The sequence below is a fragment of the Segatella copri genome (assembly GCF_019249765.2).
GTDB classification, from domain to species: domain Bacteria; phylum Bacteroidota; class Bacteroidia; order Bacteroidales; family Bacteroidaceae; genus Prevotella; species Prevotella copri_K.
This window is the reverse complement of the sequence record NZ_CP152484.1, coordinates 1,133,540-1,149,212: the sequence shown is the minus strand read 5'-3', so window position 1 is coordinate 1,149,212 and position 15,673 is coordinate 1,133,540. Positions and strand designations below refer to the sequence as shown.

The following is a 15,673-nucleotide window of genomic DNA, read 5'->3' as shown; positions in this document are numbered from 1 at the left end:
TTAATCTTTATAATATGCTTTTCCAGAAGCGTTTCGAGGAGCTATTTCTTCTTACCGAACAGCAATTCGAAATCGCGCTGGGCAGCTGGCTTGGTCCATGCTTCCGGCACAAACTTCCAGTTGTTGTTTGGTTTTGCATCAACCGTTCCCATCTTTTCGATTTCTTTCATCAGATAGTAGCGCTGGTCGCGCTTGCTGCGATAGATGATTCGGCTTTCAAGACTGTCTTTCGGGATTCCGGCACCCTTGGTAAGGAGTTCGCCGCCGCCATTTCCACGATAGCTGTTAACGGCTACCTTGTACCATTTCTTCTCATCGAAAGGTTCGCCGTTGCTCATGCGCAGAATCTTCACCTTCTCGCCATCTGGCTTCGTTACGTCAACTTCGTAATCGATTCCCGCAGCACTATCAAAGTTGAACGAGAGATTCTTGAAGCCGAGGCGTTGCTGGTCGCCAACGGTCTTTTCATCGAGCAGCAGAAGATGGTCGTCCGGGCTCTTCATGGTGTTCACCCAGAGGTCGTAACTCATTTCCAGATGCTTTCTGATTTCTTCGCCCGTCATGCGCATTACGTAGAGCTGGTTCTCATATTTATATAGATTGAACATGTCGCTCACGTAGATTGGACCGGCTTTCAGAACCGCGTTGAACTGAAGGGGAGCGTTGAACGAAATGTCGGCTTTTGTCATCTGCAACTGGAGGTTGAGGATGAAATCGTTGAAGGCAGAACTGCCGAAGAACTGGTCGCGGCTGTAGATGGTAGTCTTGAAGTTGCCAATCTGCTTGCCCACATATTTCTTTACTTCCGCAATCTGAGGTTCGAAAGTTTTCATGAAATCCTCGTCGATAGGACAATCTGTCACATCCACAATCTTGCCTGTCACCTTTTTGTCAGTTACCACCAGCTGCTTCTTTCCGTTCACCTTTTTCTTGTTGAGGGTGAGGGTTATTTCAGCATCAGCCACGCTAATGGCGTTGTTGGCAGGATCCAGGCAAACCACCTGCTTTCCATCAGTATTGGTTACGGTTTCGTTGTCGCGCGTATGGTCGTGGCCGAAGAGAATGAGGTCGAAGCCTGGCACTTCTTTTGCCACCTTGATAGAGGCGTCTTCATCATATTCGGCAGTCTGGATGCCTCCGTCTTTTCCGCTGTGGAAGAGGCCGATGATAACATCCGGTTTTTCATTCTCCTGGAGATACTTCACCCATTTGCGGGCGTTTGTTACCATATTTTCAAATTTCAGTCCGCTCCAGAGATTCTCCGTGAGCCAGTTTGGAATGGCAGGAGTAATCATTCCCAAGACAGCCACCTTCACGCCCTCGCGGTTCAGGATGAGATAAGGCTTAACGTATGGCTCGCCTGTAGAAGTGCTGATGATGTTGGAACCTAGAACTGGGCAATTGAGTTCTTTTATCCATTTGTCGTAAACCGGATGGCCCGTTTCAACATCATGATTGCCAAACACTTGCGCATCATACTTCATGTAGTTGACCACCTCGGCAGCCACGTTTCTAGCCTCTGTGTTTACATAATTATAATAATAGCAGGTAGGCTGTCCCTGCAGAATATCGCCATTCTCCAAGAGGATGAGGTTATCCTTGTAGTCTTTTCGCAAATTATTGACGTAGGAAGAAACGCGCGCCAAGGTTCCTGCTTTTGGCTTACGGTTGATGAAATCGTAAGGAAAGAAAGAGCCGTGCACATCGCTTGTCTCTATCACTCTCAGTTTTACGGTACGTTGTTGTGCCATCGCTTGTGAATTGAAAGTTAGCGCCAGAAGAAGCGCAGCAAATAATTGTTTCATATTAATTAATGTATTACTTTTGAGTAATGAAAGCCCATCAGTTGAGCTCTGTTTCTTATTTTCTCTGCAAAAGTACAAAAAAGAACTTAAATAGGCATACTTTTTGTTGGATATTTTTTAAAAACTAAAAAATAGGAGGTTTTATAATATGGCATTTGTTGATTATTACAAGATTCTCGGCGTAGACAAGAACATTCCGCAGAAGGATGTGAGAGCTGCGTATCGTAAACGTGCAAAACAGTTTCACCCAGATTTGCACCCTAACGACCCGAAGGCGAAGGCTAAGTTCCAGGCGCTGAACGAGGCGTATGAGGTGATTTCTGACCCAGATAAGCGTGCTAAATACGACCAGTATGGCGAACAATGGAAGAATGCTGATGCATTCGGCGGTTTCGGCGGAGCTGGTGGTGCAGGCGGTTCCGGAAGCTATGGTGGAGCAGGTGGAAATCCATTCGAGGGTTTCGACTTCAGCCAGTTTGGCGGAGGCGGAGGTTTCTCCAGCTTCTTCGAAAATCTCTTCGGAGGTCGTGGCAGAAGCCAGCAGTCTGCTGATGGATTCGGTTCCGGCAATTTTGGCGGTTTTAATGGTTCTGCCGGTTATGGTAGCGGCTTTAATGGGGCTGGCTACGGAGCTGGTGCTGATTTCGGTACTGGTGGTTGTGGCGGCGGTTGCGGTCAGAATGGTCGTGCCAATAACGGCGAAATGAACATGAATGTGAATATCGACCTTTATACGGCTCTGCTGGGCGGCGAAGGAATCATTAAATTGAGTAATGGTTCTAAAATCAAACTGAAGATTAAGCCGGAAACGCAGAATGGCACGAAGGTTCGTGTTCGCGGAAAAGGATACGACCGAGGTGACGGAACCTTTGGCGACCTGATGATTACTTATAACGTGAAGTTGCCAACCGGGTTGAATGATAAGCAGAAAGATTTGCTCCGTCAGATGAAGGATGCAAAGTAATTTCTAAAAGAAGGGAACGAGTTTCTCGGACATGAGAACCTTCCCGAAACATGAAGGTAAAAAGAAACGCCCTGCAAGAAGGGAACATTCAGAAATGAAGTTCCTGATTTTGCAGGGCATTTTTTATTCTATTTTTTTTTAAACGATTCTCTGAAATAAAAATCGCTTCGTCTCAGATGAGTCTCTATTTATTATTCTGCGGCATTAATCTTCGACATGTTGAACGCAGAAACCTTGCCGTCTGGCGAAACGGTTGCGTTGATTTTGAAATGGTTGGTTTTCTTAGTACCGTCGGTAAGCTGAACTTCCTCACGTGCTGAGAACTGAACCTGATATTCATAATCTTCGTCACCCACCTCGCGCTTTTTGATCTTATAATCGTTGGTGAGGAACCAGTTCAGGTTGGTCACATCTTCCTTATAAAGCTTATTCATAAAGGTAACAACATCTGCCTTGGTAGCAGAATTCTTACCCAGAAGCGAAGAGAGAATGTCCTCGCATGAAGCCTGCAAACCATCAGCATCGCGGGTATTGATGCTTTGGAAGAAATGGCGGAACAGACTGCTTACCATATCTTTCTCTTCTGGCTGCAGATCTCTGCTCTTGGCTTTCTTCATCGCATTCTCAGCCTCTTCGATATGCGAACCGTCAGCATGAGCGGCGAGATAAGCCTGGTAAGCTTCTACATTATCAGCATTCTTGGCCACATTCCAGTCGATGGAATCTATCTTGTTCAAAACCTCCTGCTTGTGTGGACTGTTTGGGTATTTGTCGAGATAAGCCTGCAGGGCCTCTTTCGAACCGCTTACTACGGCGTTGGTCCAGTCCTGATCGGTCTGTTTCAGAAGTTCGAGGTGAGCCATGATGGAATCACGATGCGCCTCGTCAGCATCTTTGTAAGTATCTAGGTAACTCTGCAGAACCATCGGGTCGCTACTCTGCATCGCATATTCGTAAGCTTCCAGCTCCTTATTCTTATTGGCACTATCATAGAAATAGTAGAAAATGCCACAAACGAGGAAGGCGAAAATCAGAGAGATGATGATGACGCCACGGTTACTTTTTTTCTTTTCCTGGGTTCCCTCGCCGTTTCCGCCGTTCTGAGAATTAGATTGCTGTGGGCGAACCGGAGGAACGGGTGGAGTAGGAGGTGTTGCTATTCTGACAGGTGTCTGAGGACGAGCCTGCTGCCTGAGAGCGTCCTGTCTGAGAGCCTCCTGTCGGCGAATTTCTTCTTGTCTGATAGCATTCTGTCTGGCTACATTTTCAGCTTCTTGCTGCTGAGTCATAGAAGCCTGGCTGGCAGGAGTCTGCTGGCTCATTCCTGTCGGAGGCGTCATTCTTGTGAGCGAAGGATTCAGCTCATGGCAGTTAGGACACATTTCCAGGTTGCTGAAATAAATCTCGCCGCAATTTGGGCATTTGGTAATTTTGCCTGCTATTTCTACTCCGCAACTAGGGCAGGTAGGTGCTTTATCGCTAATTTGGCGTCCGCATTCCGGACATTTTATAATTGCCATAATTCTATTTTGTGTTTATTAATTTACTTATATAATTCATGCTTCTCTACTTCCAGACCTTATCAACTCTTTACCTTGAAGCTAATCATAAAGTTCCAAGTTCAGGGTTCCAAGTACTATCGATGTCTGAATCTGATTTCTCTGAGCTTGTGGCGCCCCATGAAACGGCTTTTGTCAACATAGCCGTTTATTCCGTTGAGTTTGCCCTTACCCGTATATTGCCACATTTCGAAATCTCTACCATCGCGCAATACAGGGATGCGCTTCGTATACTGGGCAATCATCAGCTTGTAGCTGTCTAGCTTGCCCAGAAGATAGTTGTCATAGAAATTGGCTCCCGTATAGATGAGGGGTTTCTGCTTAAATGCTTTCTCTACGAGGTGCAGAAACTTAAAGAGCGAATCGCAGAATTCTTCTGTATTCATGCCGCTTTTCGTCTCCACATCAATCATAGGCAAGAGGTCCTGATCTCCCGGACGGCATTGGGCCATGAAATTTTCCAGCTGCGTCTGCTGTGGGATGCGGGGTCTGTAGAAATGATAAGAACCTACTTTCATTCCGTAGCGATGAGCCAGGTCGATATTCTTCTTGTATTTGCTGTCGATGTTGGTTCCGCCCTCAGTAGCTTTCAGATAAACGTAAGCCATCTTAGAGTTGTCGCCCACGGTTTCCCAGAACACGTTGCCCTGATAATGACTCAAGTCGATGCCGTGAACGTGCCGACAAGTGTCTTCGCATTGCACCTGGGCATGGGCTCCCAAGGCAATAATGGATGCTATAATAGAGATAAATAATTTTTTCATAGATGCAAAGATACGAAAATCAGATGAAAATCGTACTACTAAGAGATTAATTTTATAGATATTTTACTCTTCGTCCTGATGAATCCCAGATTAACCCCTTCAGTCCTTACTGAAATTTACTCTTCAATCTCAGATAATGAACGGAAGAAATTGTTCATGAAATTGCTCATGGTTTCTATCGGAGCGTATTGCAGATAGCGCATGCTGCGGCGCAGATTCTTGCGCATGGTTCCCCCCGTGGTGCGTACAAAGCCGCTGCTGGTCTGCTCAAACTGAATGGCCTGCTGGTCCATGATATTATAGTAGAGCGAACGGAGCGTCAGCTTGTAGGCGCCTCTTTCTATGTGATGAACGAACGGGATTTCGTCCTGTTCGAAATCGAAGAAGGTGATGAGCACGCTTCCTTCCAGCTGGGCGATGCGCTGGATGCGGAGCTTGGCAAGCCACTTCTCCAGTTTCACGAAATCTACCTTGTCGCCTCGGGTTCTCAGGTAGTCTCCCAACTGGATGATTCCTCTGAGATTGATTCCGTTAGCCAGCATTCCATTTACGTTTGCCACGATGATGCGCAGCAGATAAATGGTCTCGATAGAGGTATCGATGGCATGGCGTTCATCTTCCTGAATCTTGCTGAGCCGTCGGTTCAGAAAACCGTTGTTCATCTTCACCTCTCCGGCAGGAACATCATTCACGTTCTTGAGCATCTGAGCTATCTTTTTCTTCTTAAAGGTAGTCATCGGTTCCATTTCTTCCTTGATGCCGAAGTTGTCGGCACGGAGCTTAGTAAAAAGGTTGCGCTGAAGAAAATTCATATGCCTTGTTCTTATTAATAGTCAATAATAAAGTTTTGTTCTTCCTGTCAAGAAATCTCTAACGCAGAAGGAGACCCTCCTCTGATTTGAGAAGTCTTCTCCTAACTGTATCTCTTAGGATAGCGCAAGAGGATGGCTAGCAGGGCTGCCACACCTATCGCCAGCGGATAGTAGAGATAAGGAAGAATGTCCATCGGACTGAGATTGGCCAGACCGGCTGCCAGGAGCATCTGCACGCCATAAGGAATCAATCCCTGAACCATGCATGAGAAGGTGTCGAGAATGCTGGCTGCCTTGCGGTTGTCTACGCCAAACCGGTCGCCTATCTTTTTCGAAATATTTCCTACTGTCAGAATCGCTACCGTATTATTTGCCGTACAGATGTTTACCATCGAAACGAGGGCGGCGATAGAAAGTTCGGCTCCACGCTTGCTGTTTACGTGGGCTGTAATCTTGTTGATGATGAAATCGATTCCGCCGTTTTCGCGGATGATTTCGAGCATACCACCTGCCATCATGGCGATGATAATGAGTTCGCCCATGCCGATAATGCCGTTGCCCATGGCTGAGAACCAGCCAAAGAGGTCGTAGCTTCCGGAGGCACCCAGAAGATGACTGCCTATGCCGATGGCGCCACAGAGTAGGGTGCCCAGGGTGAGAACAGCCATTACATTCATGCCGGCAATAGCGGTAACGAGGACGGTGAGGTAAGGCAATACTTTCATGTATTCTACCTCGTTGATGTGGGTTGGGGCCTGAAGACCGACTCCCATGACAGAATAGGCGATGAGCACGAGTACGGCGGCCGGAACCACAATCATGGAGTTGACCTTGAACTTATCGCTCATCTTGCAGTTCTGCGTCTGCGTAGCAACAACCGTCGTATCGGAGATGAACGAGAGGTTGTCGCCGAAATAAGCGCCACCTACGATGATGGCGGTCATCATGCCTACGTTAGCATCCATCGAGTGGGCCAGTCCGGCGGCTATCGGAACCAGAGCCACTACGGTTCCCACACTTGTTCCGATAGATACGGAGATAAAGCAGGCAGCCAGGAAGAGTCCTGGCAGAATCATGCTGGCTGGCAGGATGCTGAGCGCCAGGTTGACGGTTGCATCAACGGCTCCCATCGCCTTGGCTGATGCGGCAAACGAGCCAGCCAGCACGTAAATCCAGAGCATGAGCATCAGGTTGTTGGCGCCGGCACCCTTGCTGTATGTGTCCACTCGTTTCCTGACAGGCATTCCGCCGGAAATAGCCACGGCATAAATGCTCGAAATCATGAACGCTACTGTGAGCGAGAGGCTGGTGTCCTGATGGCTGCTGTCTACCGAATATACGGTAAAAGCCACGATGAGGACAATCAGCAAAAATAATGGCGACAACGCCAGCAAACCTTTTTTGTTACTCATACTTCTTTTTCCTTCTAAATTAAAGAGTTACTCCATTTTTGAAGATGGAGATTTCACGATAGCCATTATACTCGTTGCGAGCCTCCTCGCCACTTGCTACGGCTATAATCTTATCAATAAACTTGCTTACCAAGTCTTTCATTTCTACACCTTCTACCAGAGCGCCGGCGTTGAAGTCAATCCAGTTTGGCTTGTTCTTTGCCAGATTGCTGTTGGTAGAAATCTTCATCGTTGGCACGAAGGTTCCGAATGGGGTTCCGCGACCTGTGGTGAAGAGGACTAGCTGGCAACCTGCTGAAGCCAGAGCTGTGGCTGCTACAAGGTCGTTACCCGGAGCTGAAAGCAGGTTCAAACCGGTTGTCTCCAGACGGTCGCCATACTGGAGCACGCCGCTTACCGGAGCACGGCCGCACTTCTGGGTGCAACCCAAAGCCTTATCTTCGAGGGTTGAGATACCACCAGCCTTGTTACCTGGAGAAGGGTTCTCGCCAACTGGTTCACCATGGCTCAGGAAGTACTCCTTGAAGTCGTTAATCAGGTGAACGGTCTTGTCGAAGAGTTCCTTATTTTCGCAACGGTTCATCAGAATGGTTTCTGCGCCAAACATTTCCGGTACCTCTGTCAGGATGCTTGTACCGCCCTGAGCTACGAGCCAGTCGCTAAATTCACCTACCAATGGGTTGGCTGTAATTCCGCTGAAGCCGTCAGAACCGCCACACTTCAAACCTACGCGCAGTTTGCTTACCGGAACTTCCTCGCGCTTGTCTTCCTTAGCCTGGGCATAGAGGTTGCGCAGAATCTTCATGCCTTCCTCTAGCTCATCGCCTTCAACCTTCTGTGTTACAAGAAGTTTGATGCGGTCGTGATCATAGTCGCCGAGCATCTTCATGAAATCATCTGGCTGGTTGTTCTCGCAGCCTAGCGAGAGAACGAGCACGGCACCTGCGTTTGGATGCAGACAGATATCGCGAAGCACCTTGCGGGTATTCTCATGGTCGCCCGAGAGCTGTGAGCAACCGAAGTTGTGGTGCCATGCGTGGATGGCGTCGATGCCTTCGCAGCCTGTTTCTTTCTTGAGGAGTTCTACCAGTTTCTCAGCCACGCCGTTAACGCAGCCCACGGTAGGAACTACCCATACTTCGTTTCTTACGCCTACTTCGCCATTCTTGCGAACGTAGCCCATGAAGGTGCGGTTTTCCTTAGCGATGTTCAGCTGCTCGTTAACCGGGTTGTAGGTATATTCGAGCGTACCGGCAAGATTAGTCTTGAGGTTGTTCTCGTTTACCCATTCGCCCGCCTTGAGACCGGTCTTTGCATGACCGATAGGGTAGCCATACTTCAGGATATCTGTACCCTCGGCAGCATCGTTGATGAGCACCTTGTGTCCTGCAGGAGTATCCTGCAATAATGTGATGGTCTTGCCATCTACTTCAATCGTTTCACCCTTCTTCATAGGGCGCAAGCATACCACTACCGAGTCGGCAGGGTTAATCTTGATAAAACTTGATTGTTCCATACGTAGTCTGTTTTTTATTTATTGTTTATAATTTATAATGTTCCTGTATTGTCGCTAGTTGGCTCCATACGCCCTGAAAGGGCAAAAGCTCCTAGCCCAGGGCATCGCCCTGGGTAATTACGGACGCAACCCTGTCGCCCTGTAAGGGCAAAAGCTTTAATTCTGCCAATTCGCCTTAGAGCTGGGTTCTGCGATAGAAATCTACGTTTTCCTTCATCAGCAGCTCGATAGGCATATAGTTTACCGGCGTAACTTTCTTCTTCAGCACGATGGCCTGGAAGAGCGTGTCTACGCAGGAGTAACCCTGCATGTAGGCGTGCTGGGCGATGAGGAAGGAGATGCTTCCTTCGCGCAGACAGCGGGCGTTTTTCTCTACCATATCATAGCCCATGATCTGAACGTCGCGGCGGTTGGTCTTCAGCAGGAAATCGCCCACGATGTGCGCCTTCGAAGTCATGGTGATGCAATGGTGGATGTTCGGATGCCCGGCAAAGAACTTCTCCAGCATTTTGACGAATTCAGCACGTGTGCCGCTCAACGGCAGGTCGAGCAAGGTAATCTTCACGTTAGGGAAGTGGTCGTGCATGTAATGGCGGAATCCTACCTCTCGGTTGTCCTGCTGCTTGCTGACCACTCTTCCGTCTTTGGTCTGCCTCATGAGTAGGATTTCATCTTCCTTTGCTGCAAGCATCATCAGCATCTTGGCTGCGAAGAAACCGGAACAGAACGAATCCTGGCCGAAGAAAGAGAGCGGACGCAGATCGGGCATGTAGGAGTCGAGCAGGATGAACGGGATGCTTTTGTGATGCAACGCCTCGGTAAACTCGCGGGTTACGTCGAGCGATGAAGGCACCACGATGACTCCTTCCGGACTGGCCTCAAGAATCTTGTTGCCTTCTTCGCGGAACGATTCCTCGCTGGAACGCTCATAGAAACGAATCTCTACATCGATATGGAAGTCACGTCGGGTATCTTCACATTTTTTTGCGCCTTCCTCTATTTCCTCCCAGTAAGCCTCCGATTCATGTTTCGGAATCAGCAGGTAGAAGGTATAGGATTTGTTGTAAGCCAGAGCGCTGGCGTACACATTAGGCTGATAATTCATTTCCTTGAGGGCTTTCTCGACCTTGTCGCGTGCAGGTTTCGACACGTTTGGGCGGTCGTGCAGAACTCGGTCTACGGTTCCAACGGATACGCCAGCTCTCTCGGCAATATCCTTGATTCTGATTTTTTCGGCCATTGTTTTTTAGCATTACGGGTCTGGTTGCCTCGCGTGTACTTATTATATAAGGAGCCTCTCCTGGGGGCTACGATAGATAAAACGTCGCAGGTACTTCCTAGCTGTGCACAGACCACAATTAGTATTAAGCAATTCTGTTGTGTGCGACCACAAGTACGAATTTTGCCGCAAATATACAACAATTTTTTGAATTGTGCGAAGACACAGCAACTTTTTTGCACGAAAAACAAAAAAAAATGCGATTTTATTTCGTTATTCGAGAAATTATGGTTATTTTTGCCCTCGAAATTGAACGACAACTGATAATTGAACTTCATTTCTCTACCGAAAAGTGGAATTTAATTTGTTACTCATAACAAACAAAATAAAAACAAAAAAATTAAAACTATCAAACATGGCAAAAATTGTAACATTAGGTGAGATCATGCTTCGTTTATCACCAGAAGGCAATGATCGTTTCATTCAGAGTGAATCACTTCGCATCATCCCTGGTGGTGGTGAGGCTAACGTAGCTGTAAGCTTGGCTAACTATGGTCATGATGCTTACTTCGTATCTAAGCTCCCTAAGCACGAGATCGGTCAGATTGCTGTCAACGGTCTCCGTCGTTACGGCGTTAATACAGAATTCATCGCTCGTGGTGGCGACCGCGTAGGTCTCTACTATGCCGAGACAGGTGCTTCTATGCGCCCATCCAAGGTAATCTACGACCGTGCACACAGCGCAATTGCTGAGGCTGACCCATCTGATTTCGATTTCGACAAGATTATGGAGGGTGCCCAATGGTTCCATTGGAGCGGTATTACTCCAGCTATTAGCGACAAGGCTGCTGAACTTACCAAGTTGGCTTGTGAGGCTGCTAAGCGTCACGGCGTAACTGTTTCTGTTGACCTCAACTTCCGCAAGAAGCTCTGGACTTCTGAGAAGGCTATCTCTGTTATGCGTCCTCTGATGAAGTATGTTGATGTTTGCATCGGTAATGAGGAAGATGCTCAGCTCTGCCTGGGCTTCAAGCCAGATGCTGACGTAGAGGGCGGTAAGACTGATGCTGAGGGTTACTACGGAATCTTCAAGGGCATGATGAAGGAGTTCGGATTCAAGTATGTTGTTTCTACTCTCCGCGAATCTCTCTCTGCTACACACAACGGCTGGAAGGCTCTTATCTATGATGGTAAGGAGTTCTATCAGAGCAAGCACTACGACATCAACCCTATCATCGACCGCGTTGGTGGTGGCGACTCTTTCTCTGGTGGTCTGATCCACGGTCTTCTAACTAAGGAGACTCAGGGCGAGGCTCTTGAGTTTGCGGTAGCTGCTTCTGCTTTGAAGCATACTATCCCTGGCGACTTCAACCTGGTATCTGCTGACGAGGTAGAGAGCCTGGCTGGCGGTAACGCTAATGGTCGAGTTCAGAGATAATTATAGTTTAAAGTTTATAGTTGATAGTTTATAGACTGTCTTGCTTACGGCGTAGCTCCTATAAACTATAAACTATTCATTGTTAATTCATATAAGGTAATGGCAAAGTTTAGCAAAATGCAGGTTATGGCAGCCATGAAAGAGACTGGTATGGTACCTGTTTTCTTCAATAAGGATGTTGAAATCTGCAAGAACGTCATCAAGGCTTGTTACGAGGGTGGCGTACGTGTTTTCGAGTTTACTAACCGTGGTGACTTCGCTCACGAGATTTTCGGAGAGTTGGTAAAGTGGGCCGACAAGGCTTGCCCTGAGATGATTCTGGGTGCAGGTACAGTTGTTGATGCCGGTACAGCTTCTCTGTATCTCCAGCTCGGCGCTAACTTCATCGTAGGTCCTAACTTCAACCCAGATATTGCTCCAGTTTGCAACCGTCGTCTGGTTCCTTATTCACCAGGTTGCGGTTCTGTAACAGAAATCAATAATGCTCAGGCTGCCGGTTGCGACGTAACCAAGGTATTCCCAGCAGGTAACGTAGGCGGTCCTTCATTCGTTAAGAACGTAATGGCACCTTTGCGTTGGAGCAACATCATGGTAACAGGTGCCGTAGAGCCAACAGAGGAGAATCTTACTCCTTGGATCAAGGCTGGCGTTCTCTGCGTAGGTATGGGCTCTAAGCTCTTCCCTAAGGAGACAGTTGCTGCTGGCGACTGGGCTGCCATCACAGCCAAGTGTCAGGAGGCTCTCGGTTACATCGCGAAGGCTCGCGCTTAATTTAGACTATTTTTCATCGAGATGCAAATTTCAGCATCCTTTTTTTCCATGTCGCCATCATCAGTTCTGGTGGTGGCGACTCTTTTTCTTTCAGCTTGTTCTCCTGCGAATAAGGCAAGGGTAGATGAGCTGAACGAGCAATCCTATGCTTATCATTATCGCAATCTCGATTCTACTAAAGTGCTGGCTGAGAGGGCTTTGAAGCTTTCAGAAGATTATCCCTCAGGCCGTGCCGAAGCCTATAACAACCTTGCCTTCGTATGTATAGCCAAGATGGATTACAAGGGAGCCAAGGGATGGCTGAAGAAGATTGAAGAGGAGAGCGATAATCAGATAGAACTCGCTATTGCCGATGTTCAGAACATGCGACTCTGCCAGAGAGAATCGCACAACAAAGATTTTTATGCTTATCGCGAAAAGGCGATGAGGCGTTTGCGCAGAATTCGCGAAGAGGTGAATTCCATGCCCCCGAGGGAAAGCAAACGCGTGATTTATGCGAAATCTGAATTCTATATTGTGGCCGCCACCTATTTTTATTATGTGGGCTTAGACGAGCCGATGCTTCAGGAGCTTAACCGTCTGGACCCAGATGAGCTGGAACAGGATTCGGCACAATATCTCAACTATCTTTATAATATAGGTTCGGGCGGAGCTATCGTCAAGGAAACCGAAAACGAAATCAATCAGGCGGAATTCGACCGGCTGATCAGCTGCTACATGCTGGCTAGCGACCCTGCCCATCCTTATCCTTACTGGCAGGCTAACGCCCTGCAGTCTATTAGCGAGCACCTCAGAAAAGGAGAGGTGAGCGATTTCCTCATACGCAACAACCTGCCTGCCTTCCAATATCTCAACATCGAGCAGATGCCAAACAATCTGCTGGCAGGCAACTTTGCCCAGCGTGCCCTCAACCTCTTTTCGAGCTACGGAGATGTTTATCAGACTGCCGGAGCCAACCGTACGCTGGCTGAATGTTTCTGGGATATCCATGATTATTCTTCGGCGCTCGACTGCCTGAATCATGCCCTGAACGACAACAAGGCGATAGAGCAGGCACCCGACCTCGTAGCGTCGATACGTGAAAGACTCTGCCTGGTTTATTCGGCTATAGATGATAAGCAGCAGAGCGATTACAACCGCAATATCTATCTGGATTTGCAGGACCGTTCGCGACAGGACCGCCAGCTGGAGGCACGTGCCGCAGCACTCGACGAGAACGCCCAGCAGCTCAACCTGATGATTGCTGCCGTGGTGGCGATGATTGTGCTCGTGGTGGTTCTGCTCTACGTTTTCGACCACATGAAGCGCAAGAAGATGAAGAACCAGTCGATGGATGAACTGCTTGCACCTTTGCGTGAGTGGAGCGAGAATAACACTAAGAAAATCAACGAATTAAAAGATAAGCAGGAGGAGGTTCACGATGAGCTGAACGTAACCCGACTGCATATCGAAGAAAACAAGAAACGCAATCTGGAACAAAGGGCTAAGATTTCGCTCGTAAACAGCATTACGCCTTTCATCGACCGCATGATTCACGAGGTAAACCGACTCTCCGAAGGGGGCGAAAGCGATGAGGTGCGGCAGGAACGTTACCAGTATATCGCCGAACTCACAGATAAGATTAACCAATATAACAACGTGCTTACGGAGTGGATTCAGATGCGCCAGGGCTCACTCAGCCTGCGTATAGAAAGTTTCCCGCTCCAGCAGCTTTTCGATATTGTTGCCAAGGGCAAGATGAGCTTCCAGATGCAGGGCGTGAAACTGGAAGTAGAGCCGACCGATGCCGTGGTCAAGGCCGACCGCATCCTTACGCTCTTCATGATCAATACCATAGCTGATAATGCCCGCAAGTTTACACCCGAAGGCGGAAAGGTAACCATTAGCGCCAAGGTTTCTGACTTCGTGGAAATCAGCATCTCAGATACCGGAAAGGGTATGGACGAGGAGCAGCTGGCGCATGTCTTCGACCGGACCTATACGGGCGGTCACGGCTTCGGACTGCTCAACTGCAAGGGCATCATAGAGAAATATAAGAAGGTGAGTTCGCTCTTTGCCGGCTGCCAGATTAAGGCAGAAAGCAAGTTGGGCGAGGGGAGCCGCTTCAGTTTCCGCCTGCCTAAGGGCATCGCCCGCCGAGCCCATCAGCTGCTGGGCATCATCATCATGCTCTTCGTGCTGCTGTCGGCTTCGGTCCAGCCTTGTGAGGCTAAGAAGGCCAACGACATCCGCCAGCGCCACAATCATCACAAGACGAACGTAGATGCCAATCTCCAGCGTGCCGACGATTTTGCAGATAGCGCCTACTTCAGCAATATCAACGGCACCTACCAGCGCACCCTGGCCTTTGCCGATTCTTCGCGCCATTATCTCAACGCGTTCTATCTATCGAAATATCCCGACGGCAAGTATCTCATGGTGGCTCATCCGGAGGTGGGAATGGCGGCAGAACTCTCCTGGATGCGCTCCGGACTGCCAACCAATTATCAAGTCATCCTGGACCTGAGAAACGAGTGTGCCGTGGCTGCCCTGGCGTTGCACCAATGGTCGCTCTACCAGAGCAACAACAAGGTTTATACCCAGCTGTTCCGCGAAATAAGTGCCGATAATACGCTCGATAATTACGTGCACACGATGCAGCAGAGCGAGAACTCGAAGACCGTGGCCGTGGTGCTGCTCATCCTGTTGCTGCTGCAGTTGCCGCTGGCTTATTATCTGCTCTATTACCGCCACGTACTGAGCTACCGGTTTGCCATGATAGAACAGACCAAGGCCAAGCGGACCGACGAGGCTGAGCAGGAATCGCTGAAACTGGAGCTGATGACCGATGAGCTGCATAGGGCTGAATATGAGAATGATAAGCTTCATATCTCCAATTCCGTGCTCGACAACTGTCTGTCTACGCTCAAGCACGAAACGATGTATTATCCGTCGCGCATCCGCCAGCTTATCGATTCGCAGCCCGATGATGTAGATTCGCTCAAGGAACTGGTAGCTTATTATAAATCGCTCTATTCTCTGCTCAGCGCCCAGGCGATGGAGCAGGTAGAAGGCAACATCAAGGCAGATGATTTCCTGAACCGCTATCTTGTTTCTCTGATGCGCGGCAATTCCAAGGATTACCATACCGGAGTGGCTGAGATTCCGGGTTCTGCCTACGTGAGATATTGGATTGACCAGCAGGATGTGGCCTATGATGCTGCGCTCCATGCCCAACTCTTTACCCCTCTGACGGGCGATTTGCACTATCTCCTGTGTCGGCAGATTGTGAGGGAACTGGGCGAGATTACCAATCTGCGCGGCTGCGGCATCAAGGCTTGCCAGGGCGATAAGGGTTGCCTCAGGATAGAGGCCGTGCTGCCGGCACGCATCAAATGGAAAAGTTTAAAATCATAAGAAAATAAAAATATCAG

The 15,673-nt window shown here is 48.6% G+C and carries 11 protein-coding genes; 4 read left to right on the top strand and 7 right to left on the bottom strand.

The window, feature by feature from the left end; translation table 11 throughout:
* Positions 1–41: 41 nt before the first annotated feature.
* Positions 42–1,805 (bottom strand): bifunctional metallophosphatase/5'-nucleotidase, encoded by a 1,764-nt coding sequence (locus tag KUA46_RS05065; RefSeq protein WP_218486557.1) that lies wholly within the window; start codon positions 1,803–1,805, stop codon positions 42–44.
* 148 nt (positions 1,806–1,953) lie between these two features.
* On the opposite strand from KUA46_RS05065, the gene KUA46_RS05060 reads away from it, so the two are divergent.
* On the top strand, positions 1,954–2,769 hold the full coding sequence (locus KUA46_RS05060) for a J domain-containing protein (RefSeq protein WP_006846592.1): 816 nt from the start codon (positions 1,954–1,956) through the stop codon (positions 2,767–2,769).
* Between the two features lie 191 nt (positions 2,770–2,960).
* Here the strand turns inward: KUA46_RS05060 and KUA46_RS05055 are convergent, their stop codons facing one another.
* The 6 genes from KUA46_RS05055 to KUA46_RS05030 all read right to left on the bottom strand — a co-directional run bounded on the left by KUA46_RS05055 (position 2,961) and on the right by KUA46_RS05030 (position 10,072).
* Positions 2,961–4,289 carry a double zinc ribbon domain-containing protein gene (locus tag KUA46_RS05055; RefSeq protein WP_218486556.1) on the bottom strand — a complete coding sequence of 443 codons (1,329 nt, stop codon included), beginning with the start codon at positions 4,287–4,289 and terminating at the stop codon, positions 2,961–2,963.
* 116 nt (positions 4,290–4,405) lie between these two features.
* Positions 4,406–5,092, bottom strand: a complete 687-nt coding sequence (locus KUA46_RS05050) for a glycoside hydrolase family 25 protein (protein WP_218486555.1) — start codon at positions 5,090–5,092, stop codon at positions 4,406–4,408.
* Between the two features lie 116 nt (positions 5,093–5,208).
* Positions 5,209–5,904 (bottom strand): hypothetical protein, encoded by a 696-nt coding sequence (locus KUA46_RS05045; RefSeq protein WP_118080082.1) that lies wholly within the window; start codon positions 5,902–5,904, stop codon positions 5,209–5,211.
* Between the two features lie 101 nt (positions 5,905–6,005).
* Positions 6,006–7,316 carry a Na+/H+ antiporter NhaC family protein gene (locus tag KUA46_RS05040; RefSeq protein WP_006846596.1) on the bottom strand — a complete coding sequence of 437 codons (1,311 nt, stop codon included), beginning with the start codon at positions 7,314–7,316 and terminating at the stop codon, positions 6,006–6,008.
* A gap of 19 nt (positions 7,317–7,335) precedes the next feature.
* On the bottom strand, positions 7,336–8,832 hold the full coding sequence (locus tag KUA46_RS05035; RefSeq protein ID WP_153085917.1) for a UxaA family hydrolase: 1,497 nt from the start codon (positions 8,830–8,832) through the stop codon (positions 7,336–7,338).
* A gap of 175 nt (positions 8,833–9,007) precedes the next feature.
* Positions 9,008–10,072, bottom strand: a complete 1,065-nt coding sequence (locus KUA46_RS05030) for a LacI family DNA-binding transcriptional regulator (protein ID WP_217326317.1) — start codon at positions 10,070–10,072, stop codon at positions 9,008–9,010.
* A 394-nt stretch (positions 10,073–10,466) separates the two neighbouring features.
* On the opposite strand from KUA46_RS05030, the gene KUA46_RS05025 reads away from it, so the two are divergent.
* The 3 genes from KUA46_RS05025 (at position 10,467) to KUA46_RS05015 (ending at position 15,656) form a co-directional block, all read left to right on the top strand.
* The gene (locus tag KUA46_RS05025; RefSeq protein WP_022121227.1) at positions 10,467–11,489 is read left to right on the top strand and encodes a sugar kinase; all 1,023 of its coding nucleotides are present in this window, start codon (positions 10,467–10,469) and stop codon (positions 11,487–11,489) included.
* Positions 11,490–11,588: 99 nt separating this feature from the next.
* Positions 11,589–12,260, top strand: a complete 672-nt coding sequence (locus KUA46_RS05020; RefSeq protein WP_006846600.1) for a bifunctional 4-hydroxy-2-oxoglutarate aldolase/2-dehydro-3-deoxy-phosphogluconate aldolase — start codon at positions 11,589–11,591, stop codon at positions 12,258–12,260.
* Between the two features lie 48 nt (positions 12,261–12,308).
* Positions 12,309–15,656 (top strand): sensor histidine kinase, encoded by a 3,348-nt coding sequence (locus tag KUA46_RS05015; protein ID WP_218486554.1) that lies wholly within the window; start codon positions 12,309–12,311, stop codon positions 15,654–15,656.
* The last annotated feature ends 17 nt before the right edge of the window (positions 15,657–15,673 follow it).

Bases quoted from the DNA above. Each gene is read 5' to 3' on its own strand.
- KUA46_RS05055 (WP_218486556.1), bottom strand. From the start codon at position 4,289: ATGGCAATTATAAAATGTCCGGAATGCGGACGCCAAATTAGCGATAAA.
- KUA46_RS05035 (WP_153085917.1), bottom strand. From the start codon at position 8,832: ATGGAACAATCAAGTTTTATCAAGATTAACCCTGCCGACTCGGTAGTG.
- KUA46_RS05030 (WP_217326317.1), bottom strand. From the start codon at position 10,072: ATGGCCGAAAAAATCAGAATCAAGGATATTGCCGAGAGAGCTGGCGTA.
- KUA46_RS05050 (WP_218486555.1), bottom strand. From the start codon at position 5,092: ATGAAAAAATTATTTATCTCTATTATAGCATCCATTATTGCCTTGGGA.
- KUA46_RS05040 (WP_006846596.1), bottom strand. From the start codon at position 7,316: ATGAGTAACAAAAAAGGTTTGCTGGCGTTGTCGCCATTATTTTTGCTG.
- KUA46_RS05065 (WP_218486557.1), bottom strand. From the start codon at position 1,805: ATGAAACAATTATTTGCTGCGCTTCTTCTGGCGCTAACTTTCAATTCA.
- KUA46_RS05045 (WP_118080082.1), bottom strand. From the start codon at position 5,904: ATGAATTTTCTTCAGCGCAACCTTTTTACTAAGCTCCGTGCCGACAAC.
- KUA46_RS05060 (WP_006846592.1), top strand. From the start codon at position 1,954: ATGGCATTTGTTGATTATTACAAGATTCTCGGCGTAGACAAGAACATT.
- KUA46_RS05020 (WP_006846600.1), top strand. From the start codon at position 11,589: ATGGCAAAGTTTAGCAAAATGCAGGTTATGGCAGCCATGAAAGAGACT.
- KUA46_RS05025 (WP_022121227.1), top strand. From the start codon at position 10,467: ATGGCAAAAATTGTAACATTAGGTGAGATCATGCTTCGTTTATCACCA.
- KUA46_RS05015 (WP_218486554.1), top strand. From the start codon at position 12,309: ATGTCGCCATCATCAGTTCTGGTGGTGGCGACTCTTTTTCTTTCAGCT.